This window comes from Bradyrhizobium agreste (genome assembly GCF_016031625.1).
Classification (GTDB): Bacteria; Pseudomonadota; Alphaproteobacteria; order Rhizobiales; family Xanthobacteraceae; genus Bradyrhizobium; species Bradyrhizobium agreste.
In genome coordinates this window covers 60,664-84,711 of the sequence record NZ_JACCHP010000023.1, presented here as the reverse complement: position 1 = coordinate 84,711, position 24,048 = coordinate 60,664, and the positions used below count along the sequence as shown (strand labels likewise).

At 65.2% G+C, this 24,048-nt stretch carries 22 protein-coding genes and 1 pseudogene; 6 read left to right on the top strand and 17 right to left on the bottom strand.

What is annotated here, in order from left to right:
- Window positions 1–78 precede the first annotated feature (78 nt).
- The 10 genes and pseudogenes from HZZ13_RS28980 to HZZ13_RS28940 form a co-directional block, all read right to left on the bottom strand.
- Window positions 79–1,383, bottom strand: coding sequence for an HlyD family type I secretion periplasmic adaptor subunit (locus tag HZZ13_RS28980; protein WP_197962930.1), 1,305 nt, complete (start codon window positions 1,381–1,383; stop codon window positions 79–81).
- A complete protein-coding gene (locus HZZ13_RS28975) occupies window positions 1,380–3,143 on the bottom strand; it encodes a type I secretion system permease/ATPase (protein WP_197962929.1) in 1,764 nt (587 codons plus the stop codon). Before HZZ13_RS28975 ends, HZZ13_RS28980 begins: the two co-directional genes overlap by 4 nt.
- Window positions 3,144–3,429: 286 nt before the next feature.
- Window positions 3,430–4,740, bottom strand: coding sequence for an alkaline phosphatase PhoX (locus HZZ13_RS28970; protein WP_311972760.1), 1,311 nt, complete (start codon window positions 4,738–4,740; stop codon window positions 3,430–3,432).
- Window positions 4,741–5,085: 345 nt separating this feature from the next.
- Window positions 5,086–5,385, bottom strand: a pseudogene (locus HZZ13_RS37685) (calcium-binding protein); the annotation flags it as partial.
- A gap of 154 nt (window positions 5,386–5,539) precedes the next feature.
- Window positions 5,540–6,214 carry a hypothetical protein gene (locus tag HZZ13_RS28965; RefSeq protein WP_197962927.1) on the bottom strand — a complete coding sequence of 225 codons (675 nt, stop codon included), beginning with the start codon at window positions 6,212–6,214 and terminating at the stop codon, window positions 5,540–5,542.
- A 121-nt stretch (window positions 6,215–6,335) separates the two neighbouring features.
- On the bottom strand, window positions 6,336–6,818 hold the full coding sequence (gene greA / locus HZZ13_RS28960) for a transcription elongation factor GreA (protein ID WP_197962926.1): 483 nt from the start codon (window positions 6,816–6,818) through the stop codon (window positions 6,336–6,338).
- A gap of 57 nt (window positions 6,819–6,875) precedes the next feature.
- A complete protein-coding gene (locus tag HZZ13_RS28955) occupies window positions 6,876–7,361 on the bottom strand; it encodes a hypothetical protein (protein ID WP_197962925.1) in 486 nt (161 codons plus the stop codon).
- 60 nt (window positions 7,362–7,421) lie between these two features.
- Window positions 7,422–7,760, bottom strand: coding sequence for a hypothetical protein (locus tag HZZ13_RS28950; protein WP_197962924.1), 339 nt, complete (start codon window positions 7,758–7,760; stop codon window positions 7,422–7,424).
- Window positions 7,761–7,869: 109 nt separating this feature from the next.
- On the bottom strand, window positions 7,870–8,391 hold the full coding sequence (locus HZZ13_RS28945; RefSeq protein ID WP_197962923.1) for a hypothetical protein: 522 nt from the start codon (window positions 8,389–8,391) through the stop codon (window positions 7,870–7,872).
- Between the two features lie 38 nt (window positions 8,392–8,429).
- Window positions 8,430–9,977, bottom strand: a complete 1,548-nt coding sequence (locus tag HZZ13_RS28940) for an acetolactate synthase large subunit (RefSeq protein WP_197962922.1) — start codon at window positions 9,975–9,977, stop codon at window positions 8,430–8,432.
- A 261-nt stretch (window positions 9,978–10,238) separates the two neighbouring features.
- Between HZZ13_RS28940 and HZZ13_RS28935 the strand changes: the two genes are divergently transcribed.
- Together HZZ13_RS28935 and HZZ13_RS28930 are read left to right on the top strand one after the other, a co-directional pair.
- Window positions 10,239–10,814, top strand: coding sequence for a L,D-transpeptidase (locus HZZ13_RS28935; RefSeq protein WP_197962921.1), 576 nt, complete (start codon window positions 10,239–10,241; stop codon window positions 10,812–10,814).
- 290 nt (window positions 10,815–11,104) lie between these two features.
- The gene (locus HZZ13_RS28930; RefSeq protein ID WP_197962920.1) at window positions 11,105–11,920 is read left to right on the top strand and encodes a DUF2927 domain-containing protein; all 816 of its coding nucleotides are present in this window, start codon (window positions 11,105–11,107) and stop codon (window positions 11,918–11,920) included.
- A gap of 211 nt (window positions 11,921–12,131) precedes the next feature.
- Here HZZ13_RS28930 and HZZ13_RS28925 read toward each other — a convergent pair whose 3' ends face one another.
- Window positions 12,132–13,160: a YcjF family protein gene (locus HZZ13_RS28925; RefSeq protein ID WP_197962919.1), complete on the bottom strand. Its 1,029-nt coding sequence runs from the start codon at window positions 13,158–13,160 to the stop codon at window positions 12,132–12,134.
- On the bottom strand, window positions 13,157–14,626 hold the full coding sequence (locus HZZ13_RS28920) for a YcjX family GTP-binding protein (RefSeq protein ID WP_197962918.1): 1,470 nt from the start codon (window positions 14,624–14,626) through the stop codon (window positions 13,157–13,159). The genes HZZ13_RS28925 and HZZ13_RS28920 overlap by 4 nt, the downstream gene beginning before the upstream one ends.
- Before the next feature lie 186 nt (window positions 14,627–14,812).
- Here HZZ13_RS28920 and trhA point away from each other — a divergent pair, with 186 nt between their 5' ends.
- Window positions 14,813–15,508: a PAQR family membrane homeostasis protein TrhA gene (trhA, locus tag HZZ13_RS28915; protein WP_197962917.1), complete on the top strand. Its 696-nt coding sequence runs from the start codon at window positions 14,813–14,815 to the stop codon at window positions 15,506–15,508.
- A gap of 41 nt (window positions 15,509–15,549) precedes the next feature.
- On the top strand, window positions 15,550–16,344 hold the full coding sequence (locus tag HZZ13_RS28910; protein ID WP_197962916.1) for an SDR family oxidoreductase: 795 nt from the start codon (window positions 15,550–15,552) through the stop codon (window positions 16,342–16,344).
- Window positions 16,345–16,476: 132 nt separating this feature from the next.
- On the opposite strand, the gene HZZ13_RS28905 is transcribed toward HZZ13_RS28910, so the two are convergent.
- The gene (locus HZZ13_RS28905; RefSeq protein WP_197962915.1) at window positions 16,477–16,938 is read right to left on the bottom strand and encodes a MarR family winged helix-turn-helix transcriptional regulator; all 462 of its coding nucleotides are present in this window, start codon (window positions 16,936–16,938) and stop codon (window positions 16,477–16,479) included.
- A gap of 75 nt (window positions 16,939–17,013) precedes the next feature.
- Here HZZ13_RS28905 and HZZ13_RS28900 point away from each other — a divergent pair, with 75 nt between their 5' ends.
- Window positions 17,014–17,790, top strand: coding sequence for an SDR family NAD(P)-dependent oxidoreductase (locus tag HZZ13_RS28900; RefSeq protein ID WP_197962914.1), 777 nt, complete (start codon window positions 17,014–17,016; stop codon window positions 17,788–17,790).
- Between the two features lie 122 nt (window positions 17,791–17,912).
- Here HZZ13_RS28900 and mdlC read toward each other — a convergent pair whose 3' ends face one another.
- The 4 genes from mdlC to HZZ13_RS28880 all read right to left on the bottom strand — a co-directional run bounded on the left by mdlC (window position 17,913) and on the right by HZZ13_RS28880 (window position 22,807).
- Complete coding sequence (gene mdlC, locus HZZ13_RS28895; protein WP_197962913.1) at window positions 17,913–19,547, bottom strand: benzoylformate decarboxylase; 1,635 nt, start codon at window positions 19,545–19,547, stop codon at window positions 17,913–17,915.
- 116 nt (window positions 19,548–19,663) lie between these two features.
- Window positions 19,664–20,515, bottom strand: a complete 852-nt coding sequence (locus tag HZZ13_RS28890) for an HTD2 family dehydratase (RefSeq protein WP_197962912.1) — start codon at window positions 20,513–20,515, stop codon at window positions 19,664–19,666.
- Window positions 20,516–20,530: 15 nt separating this feature from the next.
- Window positions 20,531–21,628, bottom strand: a complete 1,098-nt coding sequence (locus HZZ13_RS28885; protein ID WP_197962911.1) for a CaiB/BaiF CoA transferase family protein — start codon at window positions 21,626–21,628, stop codon at window positions 20,531–20,533.
- 9 nt (window positions 21,629–21,637) lie between these two features.
- On the bottom strand, window positions 21,638–22,807 hold the full coding sequence (locus tag HZZ13_RS28880) for an acyl-CoA dehydrogenase family protein (protein WP_197962910.1): 1,170 nt from the start codon (window positions 22,805–22,807) through the stop codon (window positions 21,638–21,640).
- Window positions 22,808–22,932: 125 nt separating this feature from the next.
- Between HZZ13_RS28880 and HZZ13_RS28875 the strand changes: the two genes are divergently transcribed.
- Window positions 22,933–23,853: a LysR substrate-binding domain-containing protein gene (locus HZZ13_RS28875; RefSeq protein ID WP_197962909.1), complete on the top strand. Its 921-nt coding sequence runs from the start codon at window positions 22,933–22,935 to the stop codon at window positions 23,851–23,853.
- Window positions 23,854–24,048: the final 195 nt, after the last annotated feature.

The following is a 24,048-nucleotide window of genomic DNA, read 5'->3' as shown; positions in this document are numbered from 1 at the left end:
TGATTTTCGATCGACTTCGCGTCAATTCGCCACCCCGCGATCGACCAAGCGGCGGCTGGCCGATTGCACCTCCCGACCCTAGCGCTCGCGGAAAGCCCGCGCGACCTGATCCAGGAGGGGTTTGGTGAAATAGGACAAGATGCTGCGATCGTAGGTCCTGGCAAAGACTTCCGCCGGCATGCCGGGCACGAGCTTGACATTGCCGAGTCGGGCCAGCTCCTCGGGCATGATCGAGACTCGTACCGTGTAGTAATTCTGACCCGTGCGTTGATCCGGCGTCACGTCGGCGGAGATGCGGCTGACCTTCCCTTCGATCTCAGGCGTCGTGCGCTGGTTGAATGCGGAGAACCGCAGGCTTGCCGGTTGGCCGACGTACAGCTGGTCGATGTCGGCCGGGGAAACCTTGGCTTCCACCATCAACAAATCGGCTTCCGGGACGATCAGCATGACGGGATCGGCCGGGCTTACCACGCCGCCGACCGTGTGGACGTTGAGTTGATGAACCACGCCGCTTTGCGGAGCGCGTATGTCAACCCGCTTCAATTGATCTTCGGCCGTCACCTTGCGCTCGATGAATTCGCCGATCTTGCCGTCAATCTCGCGCAATTCCTTCGCAACCTCGCTGCTGAGGTCTTGGTCGATCTGCAGGATCTGCAGCTCGATTTCGGTGACCTTGCCCTGGACCTGAGCCGTGGACGCCATCGATTGCGCCAGCTCGCCCTTCAGCCGGGCGGCTTCGCGCTCAAGCAGGGTAAGGCGGTTGATCTGGACCAGATTCTTGTCCCAGAGGCCGCGCACTCCGGTCAGCTCGCGCTGAATCAATTCGATTTCTTCCGCCTTGGCTTGCTGCAAAGCCGCATAGCCGCGGATTTCGTCCTCGAGCTGCGCGATCCGCTGGCGAAGCTGGGCTTTCTGGCCGCGACGCGCGTTGGCTCGCAATTCGAACAGCTTGCGTTCGCTACCGACCGCCGCAACGAATTCCGCAGAAGCATTATCGAGCAACTCCTGCGGAACGACGAGATGGTCGGCGCCGTCTCGCTCGCTGGCAAGACGCGCCTTGCGGGCGCGCATCTCATCCAGTCCCTTGCTATAGATGGCGAGCCCGGCGCGCAGGGCGGTTTCGTCGAGCCGCACCAATGTTTCACCGGCACGAACATGGTCGCCTTCGCGAACCATCAGCTCTCCAACGATACCGCCGGTGAGATGCTGGACTTTCTTGACGTTGGAATCGACGACCACGGATCCGGCGGCACTGACCGCACCCGACAGCTCGGTGGTGGCGGCCCAGCCGCCGATCCCGCCGGTCAGCCCCACCGCCAGGATCGCGCCAACAAGCAGATGATGGCGCAGGCTGCGATCTTCGCCGTATGTCGCGCTCGTCATGTGGATGCGGCCGGTTGCGGGACGACCACCTTGAACGGCGCGGCAGGCGGCCCAGCTTCCCGCCTCGCCAGCAGCGACTGCACCTCCTCCTTGGACCCGAACGCCTGCTGCCGTCCATGGGCCATCGTCATCACGAAGTCCACGGCAACCAGCGCGCTCGAACGATGTGCGACGATGACGACAACGCCGCCTCGGGCCCGGACGGCGAGGATTGCGCGCGTCAGGGCCTCCTCGCCTTCGATGTCCAGATTGGAATTGGGCTCGTCGAGCACGACCAGGAAGGGATTTCCATAGAGCGCCCGCGCCAGGGCCACGCGCTGCCTTTGTCCCGCCGACAACAATGCGCCCTGTTCGCCGATCTGGGTGTTGTATCCATCGGGCAGGCTGACGATAAGCTGGTGGACGCCGGCGGCTTCGGCTGCGGCAAGGATCTGCTCCATCGAAGCATCAGGTGCAAACCGTGCGATGTTCTCGGCGATGGTGCCCTCGAACAATTCGACGTCCTGAGGCAGGTATCCAATGTGATCCCCCAGGGCATCAGGCGACCATTGATCGAGCGATGCACCATCGAGCCGGATGACGCCGCGCGATGGCCGCCATGCGCCGACAAGGGCGCGCACCAGCGAGGATTTTCCCGAGCCGCTGGCGCCGACGATGCCAAGCCCGCTGCCTGCCTTCAGGTGAAAGCTGACATCGGCGACCAGGAGCTTTTCCGATCCAGGGGCTGCGACGGACAACTTGTCCACGACGAGCAAACGCGTCGGAGGCCGCAAAGGCAGTTTTTCGGCGGATGCCGGCAATGCCACCATGAGCCCGGCGAGGCGCCGCCAGCTTTGGGCCGCAGCGATGAAATTCTTCCAATTGCCGATCGTGACATCCACGGGTGCAAGGGCGCGGCCCGTCAGGATCGAACTGGCAATGATGATCCCGCCGGATGCCTCCTGCCGAATGACGAGATAGGCTCCAACTCCGAGCACGGCCGATTGCAGCATCATGCGCAGTATCCGTCCCGTAACCCCGAAGCCTCCGGAGATATCGTTGGCGATCCTTTGCTGCCTGCGATGAGCATCGCCCAACTTGCGCCATCGTTCCAGGAACCGGGACGACATCGACATTGCGATCAGGACTTCCGCGTTGCGACGACTGGCCTCCGCAAGGCGGTTGCGCGCAGCAGCAAAGCTCGACGCCTTCGCCACGGATTGCCGCGACAACCGGTCGGTGACCAGCGTCAACATCACCAAGACGAGCGCGCCGCCGAGGGCTGTTGCGCCAATCAGCGGATGGAACGCAAAACAGATGGCGAGGTAGAACGGCAACCAGGGCAGATCGAACAGGGCGGGAAGACCGGATCCCGACATCACCGATCGTACGGTGTCGATGTCGCGAAGCGGCTGCAGTCCGTCGCCGCCACCGCGTGTGCGAAGCGGAAGGCGAATCACCAGATCGTAGATGCGGTCGCCGATGCGCCAGTCGATCTCGTTCCCGATGCGAACCAGCATCCGGCCGCGAACCACTTCCAATGTGCCCTGAAAGACGAACAGCAGGGCCGCAATGATCGTCAGACCGGCCAGCGTCGATACGCTGCGGCCAGGCAGCACGCGATCATACACCTCCAGCATGTAGAGCGAACCGGTCAGGCTGAGGATATTGATCAATCCGCTGAAGGCCGCGATGCCCACAAGGGCCGTGCGGCACGATCGAAGGGCAGCGCGCAGCTCCGATCCTTCATCCGTGGCAACGTCTGCTTGCGTAGCCAACATCACACGCAATGACTCCGCGGCTTACGATGTGGTGATGATCTTGAATTGACCGCGCTTCACCGCAGGAGCAATGAAACTGCATCTAACTGTCGATAATTTATGACAGCCGTTTGACAGTCGCAGGGGTGCCGGCTGAAACGCCGGCACCTCCACATCGAGCGCTATCTTCGTCGGATTACCAGAGCCGTTCCCGCTCCGATGGAATCGGAGCGGGGCTCTAGATTCTTGTTTTGACGCGTTTTCTTGACGCGAACCGGTATCCACTTCGCTCGAAAACGCTCCAGTGTCAGACGAGATATTGGTGGATCAGCTGCAACTGGCCGCCTTCGACGAGCTCTCCCCCCACGCTGAAGTGAGCTTGGGTGTCGATCAGGTAGACGTTTTCGCCGGCGTTGCCGAGGATATGCGTGACGTCGATGACGCCCGATGCCTCCTCGTCCTGGGTCAAGAAGTTCGCACCTCCCGTCACGAAGCGGCTCGCGTCGTGCTGGGCAAGCTGCGTGAGCGCATCGGTCGCAGGATCGTACTGCCAGACCTTGCCAAGGTGGGCGTTGTTGCCGACGTCCTCGCAAAGGATGACCTTGCCATGGGAGTCGACCGTGATGTTGTCAAGCATCCGCTGGCCTTCGCTGCCGTTGAGCAGCAGCTTGATGGTGCCGCCGAGCTCGGGGTGCGAGGCGTCGGTGAAGTCCAGCGCCCACAGCTGGCTCGGCGCGCTGAACGCATTCGTGGTCACGAAGTAGAAGCGGTTGGGATTGAGGGTATCCCATGCGCCGTCCTCCGGTCGCAGGAAGCTCGTCACACCTAGATTTTCGCTGTCCGCGTCGATTTGCGCGCCGCTCTTGCCGCTGACATCGCCGAGATCAATCATGCTGAAGTCGGACTTCTCGTCGGCACCCAGCGGGCTGGTGTTGCTCTGAGCATTGTTCGCCGAAGCTTCAAAATCGGCTACGTGGATGCCGAGCAAATGGCCTCCGGTCAGCCCGGCCTTTTCGACGGCATTTCCGGTCGATTGTTTGGTGCCGGAATAGAAATAGACTTGGCCGTTCTGGCCGTCATCCATCATGGCGACGACGGTGCTGTCCCCGGTGTGCGCATTGGCGACCACGTTCTCGTAGGCCATGTTGCCGAGCCAGGCCAGCTCATAGCTGTTACCGTCCTGGGCACCGCCGACGACATGCGCAAAGGCGTGGCCCTCGACGCCACTCTCTTCACCGTTGAGATAGAGCCTGCCGTCGAATCCGAGGCCCGTCTGTGCATTGTAGAATGCGCCCGAATCGGCAAGGTCTGCCGAACAGAAGCGGTTGAACGTCACCGGGCTGTTGCCGGCGTTGTGGTCGACATAGGTGCCGCCCTCGTACATCCAGACGTCGTGGATGAGATCCTTGCCCGACAGGACCTGCAACGTGGTCTTGTCGATGACCCACTCCGACACGAACGCGCCGGTGCCGCCATGAGCGCGGGGAATGCCGTCCGATGAGCGAAGTTCATGGTTCATCAGCACGGTGAAGGTGCCGTCGCCATTGTCGAACGCGCCGAGGCCGTCCGGAATGCCGGCCATCTTGTAGCCGTTCACGCTGTCGCCGGTCGTCAGCACCGACTCGGTATAAACGTCAGAATTGCTGCTAAGCAGGTAGGGCGTCTGCGAGCTCGATGCGCCCTTCACCTCATTGGAAAGGATGAACTGCTCGGCGTGAAGGTCAGAAATGCGGGCATGCTCGATGATCAGCGCGTCGCCATTGCCCAGATCGATCTGAACGTTGTGGCCGATCTGGTGCGCGGAATCGATGAGCGTCTGAAAGCTTGGAATGTTGAAGTCGCGGACGTCGATACGGTCGCCGGCTTGAAGATGCTCGATCGTATCGACGCCCATGCCCTTGCGGAGCAGGAACTTATCGTTGCCCTCGTCGCCGCTGAGATGATCCCGGCCTGCGCCGCCGAGGAGCAGATCCCGGCCGTGGCCGCCGTGCAAATCATCGTTGCCGTCGCCGCCGATCAGGGCATCATTGCCGCTTTCGCCGAACAGCAAATCGTTTCCCTTGCCGCCCTCGATCCGGTCATTGCCGCGGCCGCCGAACACGATGTCATCGCCGAGGCCGGCATCGATGGTGTCGTTGCCGCCGAAACCAAGGATGATGTCACTGTGCTCCGACCCCAAGATGGTGTCGTCTGCGTCGGTTCGGAACTTGATCTTCTTGAACGGACCGATGTGGCGATGATCGCCGTGCTGATGGTGCGACATGCTTTGCTCCCTGGCTTTTGGCTTGGTACTGGCACGAATGCTCCGTTAACCAACGGCTATGACGCTGACGCGACATCGAGATGACCAGTACGCTGCCACGGCTGGACGGAGGTAGGGCCGTCGTCATTGCAGCCTCGCAATGACGGAGCAAGCTTCAGGCGGCCTTCGGCCGCCAGGCCGTGTAGAGACCGATCAGAGTCCCCATGGCGACCAGCGCGGCTGCCAGCAGCACCTGCAACTCGCCGTCGTCGGTGGGGCCGATGGACGACACCAGCCTGGTCACGATGACGAACAGAATGCCGACCGCGGCCGCGGCACCCACGCAGAGATAAGCGAGCTCGCGCGTCAGGCTGCGGCCGAGCAGTCCGAGCGCCGTGAAATACATCGCGCAGGCGTTGGGATGAACGAACAGGGCAATGCGCGCATAGCGGCCATAGGCGTCGAACAGGGACTCGCATCGGCGCAGCGCCGCATTCGAGGCCACCCGCTGCAGAAACGGCCTGAAGAAACGCGCCTGTCCATAGCTGAGAACGGCACCCAGGATGATGGCGAGCCACGCCGCGGCGAAGACCGAGCCATCCACGGCCTTCGGGTTCAGCGCCACGGACATCAGGATGAGGGCGGTGCCGGGAAAATAGCCGAAATACGGGAAGACCGCTTCCACCAGCACGCAGACGAACATGAAGGCCGGAAACCATGCCGACCCGGCCGCACCATGGACGATGGCATTCAGGTCGAACAGGCTCGTCCTGTAGAGAACGAGGTACATGCACATGGCGAGGCCAGCCAGCGCGTAGAACGGCAACGCTCCCGACAAAAACCGTCTCATCCAATCATCAAGCTTTGTTTGGCGGAGACGACGGCCTCGCGCTGTTCCGGATCATGCTTTAGGCCAATGGGCTTGATGCTGTCGAGGGCGCTCTTTGCCACGCAGCCCTCAGCTTGCGTGCCTACGCGATCGACAGAATCTCGATCTCCTGCGCGCCCGAGCCGACGACGTCGCCGACCGCTTTTCCCATCAGCGACCGCGCAACCGGCGCGACGAATGAGATCGAGCCGGCCTTGGGATCGGCTTCATCCTCGCCGACGATGCGGTAGGTCTGTACCCGGCCGTCGGCGCGGCTGAAGCTCACGGTGCTGCCGAAGGCAACCACGTCGGTCGCGACAGGATCGGGCATCACCTGCGCCGTGCGCAGGCGTTCGGTGAGATAGCGGAGATCGCGCAGGGGCACAGCCGACTGTCGGCGCTTCTCGTTGACGTCCTCGATGGCTTGCGCGGCGTCGTAGGCCGCACGCGCCTCGGCAAGCTGCGTCTGCAACGCCTTGAAACCTGCTTCCGTCACGAGATTCGGATGCGGCGAGATCGGGCGGTCCGGCAACAGCGTCTCGGACGCGGTTTCGGCGCTCTCTTCTTTGGTGAAGGCGACGCTCAATTGAAGATCCTGTCGAACTGCTTCGTTGGCGACGCCGTGTGGCGCCGACGAGCGAGACTATATCTCAAGTTCGACGAAACGGCGGAGCTTGAAGACGAGGTCCGGCACGGCCTGACGGAACCGGGTTGCGTTCTGGAAACTGGTCGAGAACGGCGCGAAGGTGAGCATCGCGTTCCAGTGCCGGTAACCATAGACCGTGACCGAGACGCCGGAGCTCGGGAAGTTGTCCAGCTTGCGCAGCTCGCCGAGCACGAGATCGGCGATCGCCTCTGCCGGCAGCAGGCGCTTGCCGTCCCGCGTGGTTGCGATTTGCGCGGGCGGCTCGGCCGGCTTGGCGACCGCCGCTGCGGCGTCGGGCGCGTTCTCGGCTTTGGCCGCGGCCGCATCGGACCCGGACGTCGCGGCCGGCTCCACGGGATCCGCCGGCACCATCGGCGGAACCTCGGCAAGCGGCGGCGGTGCAACAGGGTCTGCGCGCTTGTTGCCGCCCAGGATGCTGCTGATCATGGCCACAAGGCCGGCATCCTTCACCTCGTCACTCATCGTTCCCCCCGCCCAAACGATCGGCGGCACCACGTATAGTCACGTCGCGCCGCCTTGCGATCACTGTTTATCGAACGGGATGTACTGCTGGTACCGCTTGGGCACCGAGCTGCGGTAGCGCGCCGGCACGGTACCGGTGTCGATCGAATGATCGATCTCCTGCTGCCGGGTCATCCTCTTCTTCGCCGGCTTCTTCGACGCGCTCTTCTTGCCGTCAGCGGGCTGGCTGGACGTGTCGGTGGTCGCGCTCGGCGCTGTCGTCGTCGCAGCCGGCGCAGTGCTTGTCGCGGCAGGCGCAGCGGTTCCGCCAGCGGCTGGAGCGCCCTGCGCCAGCGCGAGCGGCGATTGCATCATGAGCACCAGCGCTGCCGTCGCAGCCAGGAAATATGATTTCTGCATCAGAACCTCCAAAATGCCTGATCCGAATGGGCCAGCGTAGGCCTCCGGCATCGATGCGTGCAAGTCTGTCGACACTAGGTCCGATCCCGCGCCGGAACTGTGGTGGGGATCACACTGCGCGAGCTCCAAGTCCGGTCTCCTCCAGCCGCGTCGCGAACCAGCGCGACAGCGCCTCGTCGACGAGGCCAGAGACATAGACTTCCGACGTCGTCACGGAATGCCTGTCCAGCACCAGCAGCAGGCCGATCCAATAGGGAAACCAGACATGGACGTCGGTCAGCGCGCGCAGCTTGTGCTGATCGTGATCGAGCGGCGTGTGATTGCTCGCCTTGCGGATTTCCACGGCGAGCAGATTGTTCGGGATCTCGCGCTGATGCACGACGACATCCGGATAGATCGACTTGCCGAGATGGTCGTCGGTCGAGATGATGGTGCCGTGCGGCAGATGCAGCGTGCGCTCGCCGAGCCGGTCGTAATTGCAATCGACCGACCAGCCCGAGAACTGCTTTTCCAGATGCACGGCGAAGCGGTGCGTGACCGCCCGCTCGCCGACATCCTTCTCGAACAGGAAATCCTCGTGGGCATAGAAGTCCCGGAGCGCCGCGATCACCTTGTTCAGCTCGGTCTGCATCGTGCCTCCGGGCTCACGGCGCTCTGTCTGTTGGCGCCCTACATCTGAACTTCGATCAGCCGCGGGCCGGGCTCGGCGACGGCCTCTGCCAGTGCCTTGTTGAACTCGTCGGCATTGGTGACGGCGCGGCCGGGCACGCCCATGCCCTTGGCCAGCGCCACGAAGTCGAGCGTCGGCCGATCGAGGCGGAGCATGTCGTTGGCGCGCTGGCCGGGCTCGCCGGCGCCGACATTGTCGAACTCGCCGCGCAGGATCTGGTAGATGCGGTTGGCGAACACGATGGTGACGATGTCGAGGTTCTCGCGCGCCTGGGTCCACAGCGATTGGATCGTGTACATGGCGCTGCCGTCGCCGACCATGGTGATCACCTTGCGGTCCGGGCAGGCGATCGCGGCACCGATCGACAGCGGCGTCGAGAAGCCGATCGAGCCGCCCATGTTCTGCAGCCAGTCGTGCGGGGCGGCCGCCGCGGTCGGCGGGAAGAAGCCGCGACCGGTGGTGAGGGATTCGTCGACCATGATCGCGTTCTCGGGGATCGCACAGGCAATGGCCTGCGCGATCGAGGCGAAGGTGAGCGCGCCGGTCGGCTTGACCAGCTCCTGCAAAGCCTGCGGCTTGACGTCCTTGGCGCTGGCCTTCACGGCGCCGGCGAGCGCCTCGAGCGCGGCGACCGAATTCTCGCCCCACGAGGTCATGCGATGCACCTCGCAGCCTTGCGGCTTGAGCATGCTCGGCTTGTTCGGATAGGCGAAGAACGCCACGGGATCGTCGGCCTCGACCAGCACGATGTGACGGAATTTTGCCAGCATCGGCAGCGCGTTCTCGATCACGTAATGGATGCGGTCGATCGAGAAACGGCCGCGGCCGCGCGCCATCTTCGGACGGAAGGTCGGGCCCATCACCGTGCAGCCGGTCTTGCCGGCGATGCGCTCGGCCAGCGCCAGACCCTGCTCGCTCAGTGCGCTGCCGGTCATCAGGAGCAGCGTGCCTTCGCCATCGCCATGGAGGATTCTTGCGGCCTGCTCCACCGCCTGGGGCGAGTAGCTGGCGCGCTGCTGCTCGACTGGGACCTCGGCGATGCCGTCGGCCTCGTTCCAGGCGGTGTCGGCGGGCAGGATCAGGGTCGCGATCTGCGGCGGCGCGCTTTTGGCGGCGGCAATCGCGGCGGCGCCGTCGGCGGCGACCGATTTGGCATCCGGGGAGGTGCGGACCCAGGACGACATTGGCCGGGCGAGGCCCTCGATGTCGGAGGTCAGGGGGGCGTTGTAGCCGATGTGGTAGACCGCGTGCTGGCCGACGATGTTGACGATGCCGGAATTGGCCTTCTTGGCATTGTGCAGATTGGCAAGGCCGTTGGCGAGGCCGGGCCCGAGATGCAGCAGGGTCGAGGCCGGCGTGCCCTTCATGCGGAAATAACCGTCGGCCGCGCCCGTCACCACGCCTTCGAACAGGCCGAGCACGCAGCGCATGCCGGGGACACGGTCGAGCGCCGCGACGAAATGCATCTCGGAAGTGCCGGGGTTGGTGAAGCAGACGTCCACCCCGCCCTTGACCATCGTCCGCACCAGGCTTTCCGCACCGTTCATTCTGTCTGCTCCCGCAACTGTCCTTTTAGTGATCCGCTCGATCAATCATTGTTCGCGCGGCCCGTCAAAGCAATAGCGGGCATTGCGGCCCTGCCCCGCGTGACGACGCGCGGATTTGGCTAACGCTTTCCAGCGAATTGTCGCAGTTGCGATTTGGTAACGTCAGTCGTCAACGATGCGACCCTCACGGGCCCGTGGCTTGCGGAAAGCGCGCAAATATGGCCTCTGGCTCTGGTTGAATCGATTTTTCTGGGGGAGACAATGATCCGGTTTTTTGCCGCACCGATGGCCGCAATGGCGCTGTTGCTGGCTGGCGCCGCCGACGCATCCGCGGCGGGGATGATAGACTTCACGGGCACCAGTTCCACCGGCTATCTCGGCAGCAGTGTGAGCCCGATTCCCCGCACCACCGTCATGTATAACGGCAGTTACGCCCCCGGCACGGTCGTGGTGAACACCGCCGAGCGGCGGCTCTATCTGGTGCTCGGCAACGGGCAGGCGCTGCGCTACGGCATCGGCGTGGGCCGCGACGGCTTCCGCTGGGGCGGGGTGCACAAGATCACCGCGAAGAAGGAATGGCCGGACTGGACGCCGCCCTCGCAGATGCTGGCGCGCCGGCCGGACCTGCCGCGCCACATGAAGGGCGGCATCGAGAATCCGCTCGGCGCCCGCGCCATGTATCTCGGCTCGACGCTGTACCGCATCCACGGCTCCAACGAGCCGGAGACCATCGGTCAGGCCGTGTCCTCGGGCTGCTTCCGCATGACCAACGACGACGTCACCGACCTCTACAACCGCGTCTCGGTCGGCACCACGGTGGTGGTGCTGAACAACTGAAGCGCAATCGTCCCCCCGCACGAGGTGCGCTCCCTCGCCCGCCTGCGGGAGAGGGTTGGGGAGAGGGTCTCTCCGCACCGGGGCAATCCCCCAGAAGAAACAACCCTCACCCACCGCCATAGCCGATGCAAAGCATCGGCGTTTTAAGAACGGCGGCCACGGGCCGCCTATGGCGACCTCTCGCGCAGGCGGGAGAGGTGGAGGAGAGCCCGACGACCGGAGAAAACCCGCAGGGCGCGTGAATTTGCGGGCTTGTGCGCGGGGCGCGAATGCGGCAGCGTCGCAGGACAATGAGCGCATCTGTCCCGCCCTCGCCCGGCCTTCGCTTCGCCCTGCTGACGCTCGTGACGCTCACCTGTGCGACTGACACCGCTACCATGGCTGCGGCCGGCGAGTTGCCCGCGATCTCCTCGCGCCAGCGCGCCGAGAAGAAGAGCTTCACCGACGCCGAGATCATCGAAGGCTTCCTGAAGACGGCATTCGGCGCCGAATACCATCTTGCCGGGCGCGTCGACCGCATCCGCAAGTTCGAGGGGCCGGTGCGCGTCTACGCCGAGAGCGACCGCGAGGATCGCAAGAAACAGCTCGCCAAGGTCGTGGCCGACATCGGCAAGCGCGTGCAGCATCTCGACATCGCCATGATCGACACCAACGAAGCGGCGAACGTGCGCGTCAAAATGGTGCGCGACCGCGATCTCTTCCGCACCATCTCGAGCTTCTACGGCGTGGACAAGGCGCGCGAGATCCGCTCCTCGCTCGATCCGCAATGCCTGTCCGGCTTCCGCAAGAACGACAATTTCGAGATCGAGCATTCCGACGTCATCCTCACCGTCGACAACGGCGATTTCACCTTCCTGGACTGCGCCTATGAGGAGCTGCTGCAATCGCTCGGGCCGATCAACGACACCACGAGCGTGCCCTGGACCATGTTCAACGACAACGTCTCGATGGGCTATTTCGACGTCTACGACCAGTACATCCTCAACCTGCTGTACGATCCCCGCATCAAGGCGGGCATGACCGTGGCCGAGGTCAAGGCCGTGCTTCCCGCCGTCCTCAAGGACGTGCGCGCCTGGGTGAAGCGGGCGAACGATCTGAAGGAGTGAGGGGGCTTACCTCCCCTGCAGAGTCCCTGACGGCAGTTAGTAGAGGTCGTCATGCCCGGGCTTGTCCCGGGCATCCACGTTCTTTGTGCTGCGTGGAAAGGCGTGGATGGCCGGGACAAGCCCGGCCATGACGCTTTGGAGGCAGCTGGTGCCCCTAGCCACATTTCATATGCGAGAGCCCTGATCCTGCCGACGGGGGTACCGGAGCGAGCTACTCGTCTCCGTCCTTCTTCCGCAGCAGATCCGTCGCAAGATCCGACAGCTTCGGCGGCGGCAAGGCCGCGAACGGCAGCGGCCGCGTCACATTGATCGCGGCCAATCCCAGCCGCGCCGTCAAGAGCCCGTTCAGCACGCCTTCACCCAGGCGCTGCGACAGCTTCGCCGCGATGCCGTGGCCGAGCATCTGCTGCACCAGGCTGTCGCTCGCGGCCATGCCACCTGTGATGGCGAGATGGGCGATGACGTGGCGGAGCAGGCGGATCATGCCGAGCGCGCCGGGACGGCCGCCATAGAGATAAGCGAGCTGGCGGATCAGGCGCAGCGCGGCGACGAACACGAACAGCACGTCGATGGCGGCGCGCGGGCTCACCGCGGTGACGATCGAGACCTTCTGCGCGGCTGAGGACACCAGCCGCCGCGCCTCGGCATCCAGCGGCGACATCAGCTCGCGCTCGGCGAGGCGGATCATGTCGGCGCCGTCGATGATCTCGCCGGCATGGCTCTCCAGCGTCGCACGGGCGCGCGCCAGCTGCGGGTTCTGGTGCGCGATCTTGAGCAGGTCCTGGACGATGACCCGGCTCTCCTTGCGGTCGTCGCTGGCCAGCACGGCCGCTGCGCGCTGGTGCAGCTTCTCGATCGTCGCCAGACGCGCCAGCCCGAACGCCTCGCGACCGATCACCACCGCGAGCGCCAGCGTGGTGACGGCGGCGAAGCCAAGTCCGACAGAGCCGAGCGTCTCGCTGCGCGCGAACAGATCCTCGACCAGATGGACGACGCCGAGCCCGGTGCCGAGCAGGGTCAATCCCGCGAGCCCCGACCAGAACAGCGTGCCCCAGGGAAAGCCGCGCCGCGCCGGGACTGCAGCTTGCACCGGCACCGGCAGCATCGCCGTGTCGGGCTCCGGCGTGATCTGGATGGTGGCGCGACCGAGACGGCCGGTCTCGTCGGCCTCGGCGACGACGACGCCGGGATCGTCGAGCCGGAACGTCGCCGGCCGTCGGGGCTTCGATCGGTCGTTCATGCGAGCTTGTCTCCGATCAGGAACTGCAAGGCACGGTCGAGGCGGATGTGTGGCAGCGCCGGCTCGTCGGCACCCTCGCGCTCGAGCTTCGGCGGGCGGAAACGCAGGAAGCGGAAATCGCTGTTCCCGGCCGCCTCCTTCGCCAGCCCGCGGAATGCATCCGTCCCATTGAACAGCGGTTCGGGATCGAGCGGCAGATCGCCCGGAAAGGTCGCAACCTCGGTGTTGCCGTCGAAGAACTCGCCCCCGGCGCTTTCGCCCGCGGCGGGTGTTCCCAGGATCGACGGCAATCTGTCGCGGCCATGCGCCACCTGCGCTTCGCGCGTGGCGCGCACGGCGGCCAGCGCCACGACGTCGATCGCCGCGCCGGTGTCTTCCGCGCGCGCAACCGCGCGCGAGACGGCGCGGCGCAGCACCGCCTCGAGCCGGTCGTGGCTGGAATGATGCAGATGATCCGCCTTGGTCGCGGCGAACAGGATGCGGTCGATGCGCGGCCGGAACAGGCTGGAGAGGATCGTGCTGCGGCCGATGTTGAAGCAGTCGAGAATGCCAGCGAGCGCGGCCTCGAGATCGTGCAGCGCCTCGGGGCCGGAGTTGAACGCGGAGAGCGCATCGGCCAGCACGATCTGACGATCGAGCCGCGCAAAATGATCGCGGAAGAACGGCCGCACCACGACGTCCTTGTAGGCCTCGAAGCGCCGCACCATCATCGCCCACAGCGATCCCTCGACCGGCTGCCCGCCAGGGGGCACGTCGAGCGGCGCAAAGGTCAGCGCCGGCGTATCGGCGAGATTGCCGGGCATCAGGAAGCGGCCGGGCGGCAGCAGGCTCATCGCAAAGCGCTCGTCGCGGCAGGCGCGCAAATAATCGGTGAAGAGCTTCGCGGCCGTCAGCGTCGCCTGCTCGTCCTCGCGCGCTTCGGGCTTGAGCGTTGCAAGATGGGCGTGCCACTCGGTCGCGAGATGCGCGCGCGCCGCCTCGCGCGACAGCGCCAGGCTCTCCGCCGACCATTGCTCGTAGCTCTTGTGGAGCAGCGGCAGGTCCAGCAGCCATTCGCCGGGATAGTCGACGATGTCGAGCGTCAGCGTGCGGTCGGCGCCGTTCGGCCGCTGGTAGTCGATCACGAGCCTGAGCTCGCTGATATCCACGGTCGAGTTCGGCCAGCGCCGTTCCTCGATCAGCGCGCGCAGATGGTTCTCATAGGCAAAGCGCGGCACCGCATCGTCCGGCTGCGGCGCCAGGTGCGCCCGCGCGATCCGGCCCGAGGCATAGGCCTCGAACACCGGAAACCGGCCGCCGCGCGTCAGCCCATGGATCAGCGCAGTGATGAATACGGTCTTACCGGCGCGCGACAGGCCGGTGACACCAAGCCGCACCGTCGGATTGAAGAAGTGCTCGCCATAGTCGATCAGCGCACGCGCCGACAGCCGCGCCTCCTCGACCATATCCTGGAAACTGAATGCCATATGAACGTGAGGAGATCTCGGGCGAGGAATACGCAAATCGGATTAGTCACAAAAGTGGCAATTGCCTGAGGAAATTCAAGCTTTCATACTTCCACCGCCTTTGTCGGCAAATCAGCCGTTTGAACGACGCGCCGGTCCCGTAACACCCATCCAGAGGGCATTGCCTCGAGCCTTTTCCGGAATGCCATGACCGTCTTCCAGTTGAAGCAGCTTGCATCCTCTTCCGTCCACGCCGCAGCCGACGCGATCGGCTGGGACTACGATCGCGCCGAGCTGATCGCCGACGGCATCGTCCATGGGATCGGCCTGCTTGCGGGCATCGTTGCCGCGACGGTGCTGGTGGTGCTGACGGCGGTTTATGCCGACGCCACCGACATCGTCGGCGTCTCAGTCTATGTCGCCGGCCTGCTCTCGATGCTGGTGCTGTCGGCGACCTATAATCTCTGGCCGGTCTCGCCGGCCAAATGGCTGCTGCGCCGCTTCGACCATTCCGCGATCTATCTCCTGATCGCGGCGACCTATACGCCGTTCATCCTGAAGCTGAAGGACAGCGTGTTCGCGCTGGTGCTGCTGGCCGGCGTCTGGTGCGTGGCCATCCTCGGCATCGTGCTGAAGCTGCTCTATCCCGGCCGGTTCGACCGCATCTCGGTCGGCATCTATCTCGCGATGGGCTGGAGCGGCATGATGCTGTACGATGCCGTGGTCAGGGCGTTGCCCACGCTGGTACTGGGCTTCATCCTTGCCGGCGGCCTGCTCTACAGCCTTGGCGTGCTCTTCCACGCCTGGCGGCGGCTGCGCTTTCAGAATGCGATCTGGCACGGCTTTGTCTTGGCCGGCGCGGCATGCCATTATACCGCGGTGCTCGACCTCGTGTTGAGCTGAGAAGTTTCCGCGAAGCGGTATAAGACGAGAGGAGACGTCGCATGCAGGTGACCGGCAAGGTCGTGGTCGTCACGGGCGGCGCAAACGGCATCGGCAAGGCGCTGTGCGAGGCCTTCCACAATGCAGGCGCGGCCAAGGTCGTGGTCGCGGACATGGATGCCGCCAATGCGAGAGCGGTCGCGGCCATGGTCGATGGGGCCGCGTTCAAATGCGACGTCGCGCAGGAAAAGGACATCGTCCACGTCATCGAGGAGACCGAGCGGCAATTCGGCCCGATCGCGCTGTTCTGCTCCAACGCCGGGATCGGCGGCGGCTTCGATCCGATGTCGGAGAATGCTGGTGGCGCTTCCGACGAGCCGTGGCAGCGCAGCTGGGCGATCCACGTCATGGCGCATGTCTACGCGGCGCGGCATCTCGTCCCCCGCATGAGGGCGCGCGGCGGCGGCTATTTCCTCAACACCATCTCGGCCGCAGGCCTGTTGTCGCAGGTCGGCAGCCCCGCCTATTCGACGACCAAGCACGCTGCGGTCGGTTTTGCCGAGAGCCTCGCAATTTCGCACAAGGCCCACAACATCAGGGTCTCGATCCTCTGCCCGCAGGGCGTCGATACCAACATGCTGCGCGCGATCCCCAAGGGCCCACAATCCGCCGACGGCGACCTGACGCCCGAGCAGGTGGCGCAAGACGTGCTCGCCGGTCTCGAGCAGGAGACGTTCCTGATCCTGCCGCACCCGCAAGTGCTCGGCTACATGCGCAAGAAGACCGAGAATTACGACCGCTGGATCGGCGGCATGGCCAAGATCCAGGCGAAGATGCGGGAAGAGTTCGGGAAGTGACCGTTAGGTCATCCCGCGGCGATGCGCAGCATCGAACCCGGGATCTCGAGATTGTCAGGTGCGCAATTGCGCACCTTAGTTCGGTCCTGCGGACCGCCCCGGAATGACGGAGTAGATTCGGGCTACATTGCATCACACCGCCGCTTCCGCCTCCTCCCCCACCCGGCTCGCTCGTAGCGCCTGCGCATAGAGCATCATGCCCTCGCGCACCGTGCGCTGCTCGGCTTCCGTCAGCGTCGCCAGCGCGCCGCGCACCTGCTGCCGGCCGAACGCATGGAGGGCCTGAAGCGTGCGCTGCCCCTTCGCCGTCAGCGACAACAGCTTGCTGCGCGCATCCGCCTCGTCCGGCGTCTCCCTGAGCTCGCCGCAATCGATCAGCTTGCGCACCAGACGGCTGACGCTGGATTTCTCCAGCCGCAGGAAAGCGCCGAGCTCGCCCGACGTCATCGGGCCGCGGATGCCGATCTCCAGGATGGTGTGGACTGCCGACGGCGGATAGCCCGAGGCCGCCACCGTCGCGTCCATGAAGCCGAGCTCGCGTACCATCAGGCGCGAGGCGGCGCGGATGTCGTCGATCAGCGAAAGCTCGGCCATCTTGACTCCGCCCACATAGTTGTATCATACAACTATATCGGCGCAACGGCGCGCGCAAGCGTTTTGGAGTGGACCATGAGCGGAGCCTTGCCAACCGGAGTGCGGATGAGCGGCAAGGTCTGCCTGGTCACGGGCGGCGGCAGCGGCATTGGCCGCGCGACGGCGCTGCGGATGGCTGCCGAAGGGGCGGACGCGGTCGTCGTCGCCGGCCGGCGCGAGGCCGAGATCGAGGCCACCGCTGCCGCGTGCCGCGAGCTCGGCACGGAGGCGATCGCGCTCAGGACCGACATCACTGAGGAAGACGAGGTCGCGCGCCTCGTCGCCACAGCCGTCGCGCGCTGCGGCCGGCTCGACGTTGCCTTCAACAATGCCGGCTTCCAGGAGCGCCGCGCGCCGCTGGAACAGCAGGGCACGGAGATCTACGACAGCGTGTTCGACACCAATGTCCGCGCGCTGTTCCTCTGCCTGCGCCATCAATTGCCTGTCATGCTGGCGCAGGGGCGCGGCAGCATCGTCGTCAACGCCTCGGTCAGCGGCGTGCGCAATCCCAATCCCGGCTTCTCGCTCTACTCGGCCTCCAAGGCTGCCGCAATCTCGCTGACACGCTCGGCGGCGATGGAGAACGCGCCGCGCGGCATCCGCATCAATGCCATCGCCCCCGGCCGCGTCGTCACCGACATGATGCTGCGCGCCGGCGTCGGCGACGTGGCGACGGTCAGCGCAGGCCTGCCGTTGCGGCGGATGGGCAGCCCGGAGGAGGTCGCCGAGGCCGTGGTGTGGCTGTCGTCGGATGCCTCATCCTATGTCGTCGGGCACGTGCTGGCGGCCGACGGGGGATTTCTGGCGTCGTGATGTCAATGCTTCTGCCCGTATAGCAGTTCGTAGCCCGGATGGAGCGAAGCGTAATCCGGGGCCGACTTGGCTTGTGGCACTATTCCCGGATTGCGCTCCGCTCCATCCGGGCTACATGCAACTCAATGCTTCTGCCCGTACAGCAGCGGCACCGCGGAATCCACGACGACCTCGACGAGACTCGTGCCCGCATACGCCATGCCGCGCTTCAGCGCTTCGCCCAGCTCGGCCGCCTTCGTCACCCGCACCGCATGGCAGCCCATGCCCTCGGCAAGCCGCACGAAATCGATCCCCGGCAGCTCGAGCCCCGGCACGTTGCGCACCTGCATCACCTGGCTGAACGAGCGCATCGCGCCGTAGCCGGAATTGTTGATGACGACGACGGTGAGCGGCAGCTTGCGCTGCGCGGCAGTCCAGAGCGCCTGGATCGAATACATCGCCGAGCCGTCGCCGATCAGGCACACCGTGCGGCTCTTCGGCTTGCCGAGCGCCATGCCGACCGCGGCCGGCAGGGAGTAGCCAAGGCCGCCGCTCGACATGGTGTAAAAACTATCTTGCCCGCGCATCGGCAGGAATTTCTGCATCGCCGGCCGGTGCGAGGGCACTTCCTCGACCAGTGACGCGCCATCCGGCATTGCCTGCGACAGTGAATGCAGCAGGTATTCGACCGGCAGCGGGTCGGCGGGTTGCGGCGCCGGCGGCAGCGTGCGGCCTTTTGGCGCCGCGCGCTTGCTCTCCGGCAGCAGATCGAGCAGCAGGCTGAGCGCCGGCTTCATCGTGGCGATGATGCTGGTGCCTGATGGCGTCACCGCGGCGGCATCCGCATCATCGGTGATCTGGAAGATGGTCGCGCCGCCGTCGAAGATCGCGGCATGACCCTCGACATGGAAGGTGAACACCGGCGCGCCGATGACGACGACGACATCGTGCTCGCGCAGCGCATCGGAGAGTTGCGCCGGCGAAGCATGCAGGAAGCCCGCAAATTGCGGATGCCGCTCGGGGAACGAGCAGCGTGCCGAGAACGGGCTGACCCAGACGCTCGCCTTGGTCTTCTCGGCGACCCGCACCATCAGATCGACCGCGCCGGCGCGATCGATTCCGGGGCCGACGACGAGCGCTGGGTGTTTGCTTGAGGCGAGCGCGGCAACCAGCGCCTTCATCGGCTCCAGCTCGGGGCCGATCTCGCGGCTCACTTTCCGCGCCTCGACCGGCGCGCAGGCATGGGCCCAGTCATCGATCGGGATCGACACGAAGGTCGGCCCGCACGGCGGCTGCATCGCGGTGTAATAGGCCCGCGCGATCGCGGCCGGTACGTCCTCAGGCCTTGCCGGCTCGACGCTGTACTTGACATAAGGCCGCGGGAATTCCGAGGCGCGCTCGGCATAGAGAAACGCCTGCAAGGGAAGGATCGAGCGCGCCTGCTGGCCCGCGGTGATCACCAGCGGGGTCTGGTTGCGATGTGCGGTGTAGATGTTGCCGAGCGCATTGCCGACGCCGGCCGCCGAATGCAAATTGACGAAGCCGGCATTGCGCGTCGCCTGCGCATAACCATCGGCCATGCCGACCGCGGAAGCTTCCTGCAGCGCCAGCACGTAGTCGATGTCGTCGGGCCAGTCGGACAGGAACGGCAGCTCGGTCGAGCCGGGGTTGCCGAACACTTTTGTGATGCCGAAGGCGCGCAGAAGATCGAGCGTCGCCTGCTTGACGGTGACGGACTTGCTGCCGGTCTTGCCGCCGGTCTTGCCGTTCTTGGCCATGGTTTCCGTCCCTGCGTGCTTGTTATTGAGGCGTCATTCCGGGGCGATGCGAAGCATCGAACCCGGAATCTCGAGATTCCGGGTTCGCCTCTTCGAGGCGCCCCGCAATGACGGAGCTACCACACCGCCGTGCCCTTCATCGTCGGCTGTCCCTCCGCGTTCGCGGTCCACAGCTCCATCCCCGTCTCGGTCTCGTTGGCGTTGACCGAGAACTCCGTGCCCTCGAACAGCGGCTGCACGCCGCGATACGAAAACTTCTTCGGCGCCTTGCCGCCACGAAGCTTGGCCGCCATCTCGACGATCAGCGCCGCCTGCAGCGGGCCGTGGAAGATCAGGCCCGGATAGCCCTCGACCTTGGTGACGTAATCGCGGTCGTAATGGATGCGGTGGCCGTTGAAGGTCAGTGCGGAATAGCGGAACAGCAGCACGGGATCGGACACGTGCGTTTCGCGATGCTGCGCCTTCGGCGGCGGAGGCGGCGCCTTGCCGCCAGCCGGCGCGCTGCCGGTCATCTCGCGATAGACGATGTCCTGCCGCTCGCGGATCGCGATGCCCCTCGGCGAGGAGATGCTGTGCTCGACCGAGACGAAGCACAGCGTACCGGTCGAGCCTGTCTTCACCTGCACATCTGCGATGCGCGATGTTCGCGTCGATTCATCGCCGACGCAGAGCGGCTGCAGGAACTCGATCTCGCCGCCGGCCCACATCCGGCGCGGCAGCGGCACCGGCGGCAGGAAACCGCCGCGGGTCGGATGCCCGTCGGGCCCCAACATCGACATCGGAAACACCGGCTGCGCCAGGCACCAGTGCGCCGTGAACGGTGCAGCGTCGCCCGCCTTGGGCTCGCCGACCTCCTGGAACAGCGTCGCGCGCAGACCCTTGACGAGCTGCGCGGTGACGATGTCGGTGGCCTCCTGGCTGCGGCCGATCCATTGCCGCAAATGATCGATGTCGAGCTTCTCGGTCATGACGCCTCGCTCTTGTTACTTCTTGGGATTTTCGCCGATCGCGGGCACGGCGCCGTAAGAGCGCGTCTCGCCGACGATTATCGGCGCCGGCGCGGGATAGCTGACGCGGCCGTTCGGCGTGTCGACCTCGATGCGGCGCAGATGCGGATGGCTGGCGAGATCGGCCATGGTATTGATCTCGGCAAAGGCGATGTCGGCGTCCGACAGCCGCTTCAAGAGCTCGTCGCGCGTCATCTTGCCGAAGATGTCGGCCACCGTCGTGTCGGTGAAGTCGCGGTTGCGCACGCGCTCGACCATGTTGGCGACGCGGGGATCGGCCGGCAGGTCCGGCTGATCCAGCACCTTCGCGCACAGCGTCTTCCACTCGCGTTCGCTCTGGATCGAGATCAGGATGTCCTTGCCGTCCCTGGAGGTGAACACGCCATAGGGAGCGATCGACGGATGCCGCAGGCCCATGCGCTTGGGCGGATTGCCGGCTTCGGCATTGAGCAGCGGCACGGTGCACCAGTCCGCCATCACGTCGAACATGGAGATGCGGATGTCGGCGCCCTTGCCGGTGCGCCCGCGCGCGATCAGCGCTTCCAGGATCGCCGCATGCGCGGTGGCGCCGGTCGCCACATCCACGATCGACATCCCGACGCGCGAGGCGCCGTCGGGATTGCCGGTGATCGAGGCGAGCCCGCTCTCGGCCTGGATCAGCAGATCATAGGCCTTGCGGTGCGCGTAAGGACCCTCGTCGCCATAGCCGGTGATCGTACAGGAAATCAGCTTGGGATAGTCCTTCAAGAGCCGCTCGCGCGAGAAGCCGAGCTTGTCCATCGAGCCCGGCTTGAGGTTCTGGATCAGCACGTCGGCGCTCGCGATCAGCTTCTCCAGCTCGGCGCGGCCTTCCTTCGTCGTGAGATCGACCACGACCGATTGCTTGCCGCGGTTGAGCCAGACGAAATAGCTGCTCTGGCCCTTGGCCGCCGCGTCATAGCCGCGGGCGAAATCTCCCTCGGGCCGCTCGATCTTGATCACCTCGGCGCCGGCATCCGCCAGGCGCGAGGAGCAGAACGGCGCCGCCACCGCCTGCTCGACAGCAATCACCCTGATCCCGTCAAGTGCTCCCATGGCGCGACCTCAGTACGAGCGCGGCATGCCGAGCACGTGCTCGGCGACGAAGGACAGCACGAGATTGGTCGAGATCGGCGCCACCTGATAGAGCCGCGTCTCGCGGAATTTGCGCTCGACGTCGTATTCCTCGGCAAAGCCGAACCCGCCATGGGTCTGGATGCAGGCATTCGCCGCCTCCCACGACGCGTCCGCCGCCAGCATCTTGGCCATGTTGGCCTCCGCGCCGCAATCGAGCCCGGCCTCGTATTTGCGCGTCGCTTCCTTCACCATCAGCTCGGCCGCGCGCATCGAGGCGTAGGCCTTGGCGATCGGAAACTGGATGCCTTGATTCTGGCCGATCGGCCGGCCGAACACGGCGCGCTCCTTGGCGTAATTCGTCGCCTTGGCGATGAACCATTTGGCGTCGCCGACGCATTCGGCCGCGATCAGGATACGCTCGGCATTCATGCCGGAGAGGATGTAGCGAAAACCCTTGCCCTCCTCGCCGATCAGATTCTCCGCCGGCACCCTCATGTCGGTGAAGAACACTTCGGTGGTGGCGTGGTTCATCATGGTGCGGATCGGGCGGATCTCGAGGCCGTTGTTCCTGGCCTCGCGCATGTCGACGATGAAAACCGACAGGCCATCGGTGCGCTTCTTGACCTGGTCCTTCGGCGTGGTGCGCGCCAACAGCACCATCAGATCGGAATGCTCGGCGCGGCTGGTCCAGATCTTCTGGCCGTTGACGACGTAGCCGTCGTTGCCGTCCTTGCGCGCGAACGTCTTCAGCGAGGAGGTATCGGTGCCGCTGGTCGGCTCGGTGACCCCGAACGCCTGCAGGCGCAACTCGCCGCTCGCGATCTTCGGCAGGTATTTCGCCTTCTGCTCGGCATTGCCGTGCCGCAGCACCGTGCCCATCGTGTACATCTGGGCATGGCAGCCGCCGCCGTTGCAGCCCGCGCGCTGGATCTCTTCCAGGATCGCGGCGGCCGCCGACAGCTTCAGGCCCGCGCCGCCATATTCTTCCGGAATCAGCACCGAGAGATAGCCGGCCTGCGTCAACGCATCGACGAACGCCTTGGGATAGGCCATCTCGCGATCGAGCTTGCGCCAATATTCGCCGGGGAACTGCGCGCAGAGCTTGGCAACGGCCTCGCGGATGTCGGCGTAATCTTCAGTGTGGTGTTCTTGGCTCATGGCGTTTCCAATTCTCAGCGGCAGTTAAGATAACGCCGGCCAACCCACGGGCGTTGTGAAAACAATGCCCGCCCCCTATGCTCATTTGTTATAGCGTATGGAGTAGCCTTCCAGGATTGGCAAGCATGGATTTCCGGCAGCTCAGGACCTTCAGTTGCGTGGCGGAGCTCGGCAGCCTGTCCAAGGCCTCCGACACCCTGCGCGTGGCGCAGCCGGCGCTCTCCCGGCAGATCAAGCTGCTGGAACACGAGCTGCGCACTGAACTCTTCACGCGCAACGGCCGCGGCATGGTGCTGACCGAGGCCGGCCGCCTGCTGCTCGCGCGCACCTCCGGCATCGTGCGGCAGATCGACCAGATCCGCGACGACATCCAGTCGGCCAAGGGGCCGCCGTCCGGCCAGGTGGTGCTTGGCCTGGTTCCGACCGTGAGCTGCGTGCTGTCGGCGCGCTTTGCACGGCGCTGCGTCGAACGATTTCCCGGCATCTCGCTGCGCATCGTCGAGAGCTACAGCGGCCATCTGGTCGAATGGCTGCATCGCGGCGAGATGGATCTCGCCATCCTCTACGGCCGGTCGGCCGACCTGCATCTCAACGTGCAGAGCCTGGGGCGCGACAACATCGTCGCGGTCGGTCCGCGCGGCTGCGGCCTGGCGCGCAAGAAGAGCGTCGACATCGGCTGGCTGCTGCGGCAGCGGCTGGTGCTGCCCTCTCATTCCCACGGTCTCCGCGCGCTGATCGAGCACGCCGCGGCCCAGCGCAAGATCAAGCTCGACGTCCAGCTGGAAGCGGATTCCTTCCGCGTGCTGACGAGCCTGGTCGAGGAGGGCCTCGGCTTCGCGCTGCTGCCGCCGTCCTCTGTCCACGGCGAGGTCGCGGACGGGCGGCTGGAAACCGCACCGGTATCCAAGCCAATGACGCGCGAGCTCATCTTTGCCTCTCCAATCGACCGCCCGGCCTCGACGGCCTCGCTCGCCATCACCGCGCTTTTGCGCGAGGAGGTCGCCGCCTGCCGCAAGGACGGCGTGTGGGACATCAAGTTGAGTTAGATGGTGTGGTAGAACAGCCGCGCGCCATCGTGCCTTCGCATCTGGCGCGAGCTGTCATGCCGGAATTTTATAGCTGGGCCGGGACGCCGACATACCGCTCTCGTGCCCCGGACGCAGCGCAGCACGCGGGACGATGCGAAGCATCGTCCGGTGTGATGCGCTGCAGAGCCGGGGCCCAAGTTGCAGCGAGTCCGT

Bases quoted from the DNA above. Each gene is read 5' to 3' on its own strand.
- HZZ13_RS28910 (WP_197962916.1), top strand. From the start codon at position 15,550: ATGCAGGTGACCGGCAAGGTCGTGGTCGTCACGGGCGGCGCAAACGGC.
- HZZ13_RS28885 (WP_197962911.1), bottom strand. From the start codon at position 21,628: ATGGGAGCACTTGACGGGATCAGGGTGATTGCTGTCGAGCAGGCGGTG.
- HZZ13_RS28955 (WP_197962925.1), bottom strand. From the start codon at position 7,361: ATGAGTGACGAGGTGAAGGATGCCGGCCTTGTGGCCATGATCAGCAGC.
- HZZ13_RS28940 (WP_197962922.1), bottom strand. From the start codon at position 9,977: ATGAACGGTGCGGAAAGCCTGGTGCGGACGATGGTCAAGGGCGGGGTG.
- HZZ13_RS28890 (WP_197962912.1), bottom strand. From the start codon at position 20,515: ATGACCGAGAAGCTCGACATCGATCATTTGCGGCAATGGATCGGCCGC.
- HZZ13_RS28925 (WP_197962919.1), bottom strand. From the start codon at position 13,160: ATGAACGACCGATCGAAGCCCCGACGGCCGGCGACGTTCCGGCTCGAC.
- HZZ13_RS28945 (WP_197962923.1), bottom strand. From the start codon at position 8,391: ATGCAGACCGAGCTGAACAAGGTGATCGCGGCGCTCCGGGACTTCTAT.
- HZZ13_RS28930 (WP_197962920.1), top strand. From the start codon at position 11,105: ATGAGCGCATCTGTCCCGCCCTCGCCCGGCCTTCGCTTCGCCCTGCTG.
- HZZ13_RS28975 (WP_197962929.1), bottom strand. From the start codon at position 3,143: ATGTTGGCTACGCAAGCAGACGTTGCCACGGATGAAGGATCGGAGCTG.
- HZZ13_RS28900 (WP_197962914.1), top strand. From the start codon at position 17,014: ATGAGCGGAGCCTTGCCAACCGGAGTGCGGATGAGCGGCAAGGTCTGC.
- HZZ13_RS28875 (WP_197962909.1), top strand. From the start codon at position 22,933: ATGGATTTCCGGCAGCTCAGGACCTTCAGTTGCGTGGCGGAGCTCGGC.
- HZZ13_RS28950 (WP_197962924.1), bottom strand. From the start codon at position 7,760: ATGCAGAAATCATATTTCCTGGCTGCGACGGCAGCGCTGGTGCTCATG.
- HZZ13_RS28980 (WP_197962930.1), bottom strand. From the start codon at position 1,383: ATGACGAGCGCGACATACGGCGAAGATCGCAGCCTGCGCCATCATCTG.
- HZZ13_RS28920 (WP_197962918.1), bottom strand. From the start codon at position 14,626: ATGGCATTCAGTTTCCAGGATATGGTCGAGGAGGCGCGGCTGTCGGCG.
- trhA (WP_197962917.1), top strand. From the start codon at position 14,813: ATGACCGTCTTCCAGTTGAAGCAGCTTGCATCCTCTTCCGTCCACGCC.
- HZZ13_RS28935 (WP_197962921.1), top strand. From the start codon at position 10,239: ATGATCCGGTTTTTTGCCGCACCGATGGCCGCAATGGCGCTGTTGCTG.
- HZZ13_RS28880 (WP_197962910.1), bottom strand. From the start codon at position 22,807: ATGAGCCAAGAACACCACACTGAAGATTACGCCGACATCCGCGAGGCC.
- HZZ13_RS28965 (WP_197962927.1), bottom strand. From the start codon at position 6,214: ATGAGACGGTTTTTGTCGGGAGCGTTGCCGTTCTACGCGCTGGCTGGC.
- mdlC (WP_197962913.1), bottom strand. From the start codon at position 19,547: ATGGCCAAGAACGGCAAGACCGGCGGCAAGACCGGCAGCAAGTCCGTC.
- HZZ13_RS28905 (WP_197962915.1), bottom strand. From the start codon at position 16,938: ATGGCCGAGCTTTCGCTGATCGACGACATCCGCGCCGCCTCGCGCCTG.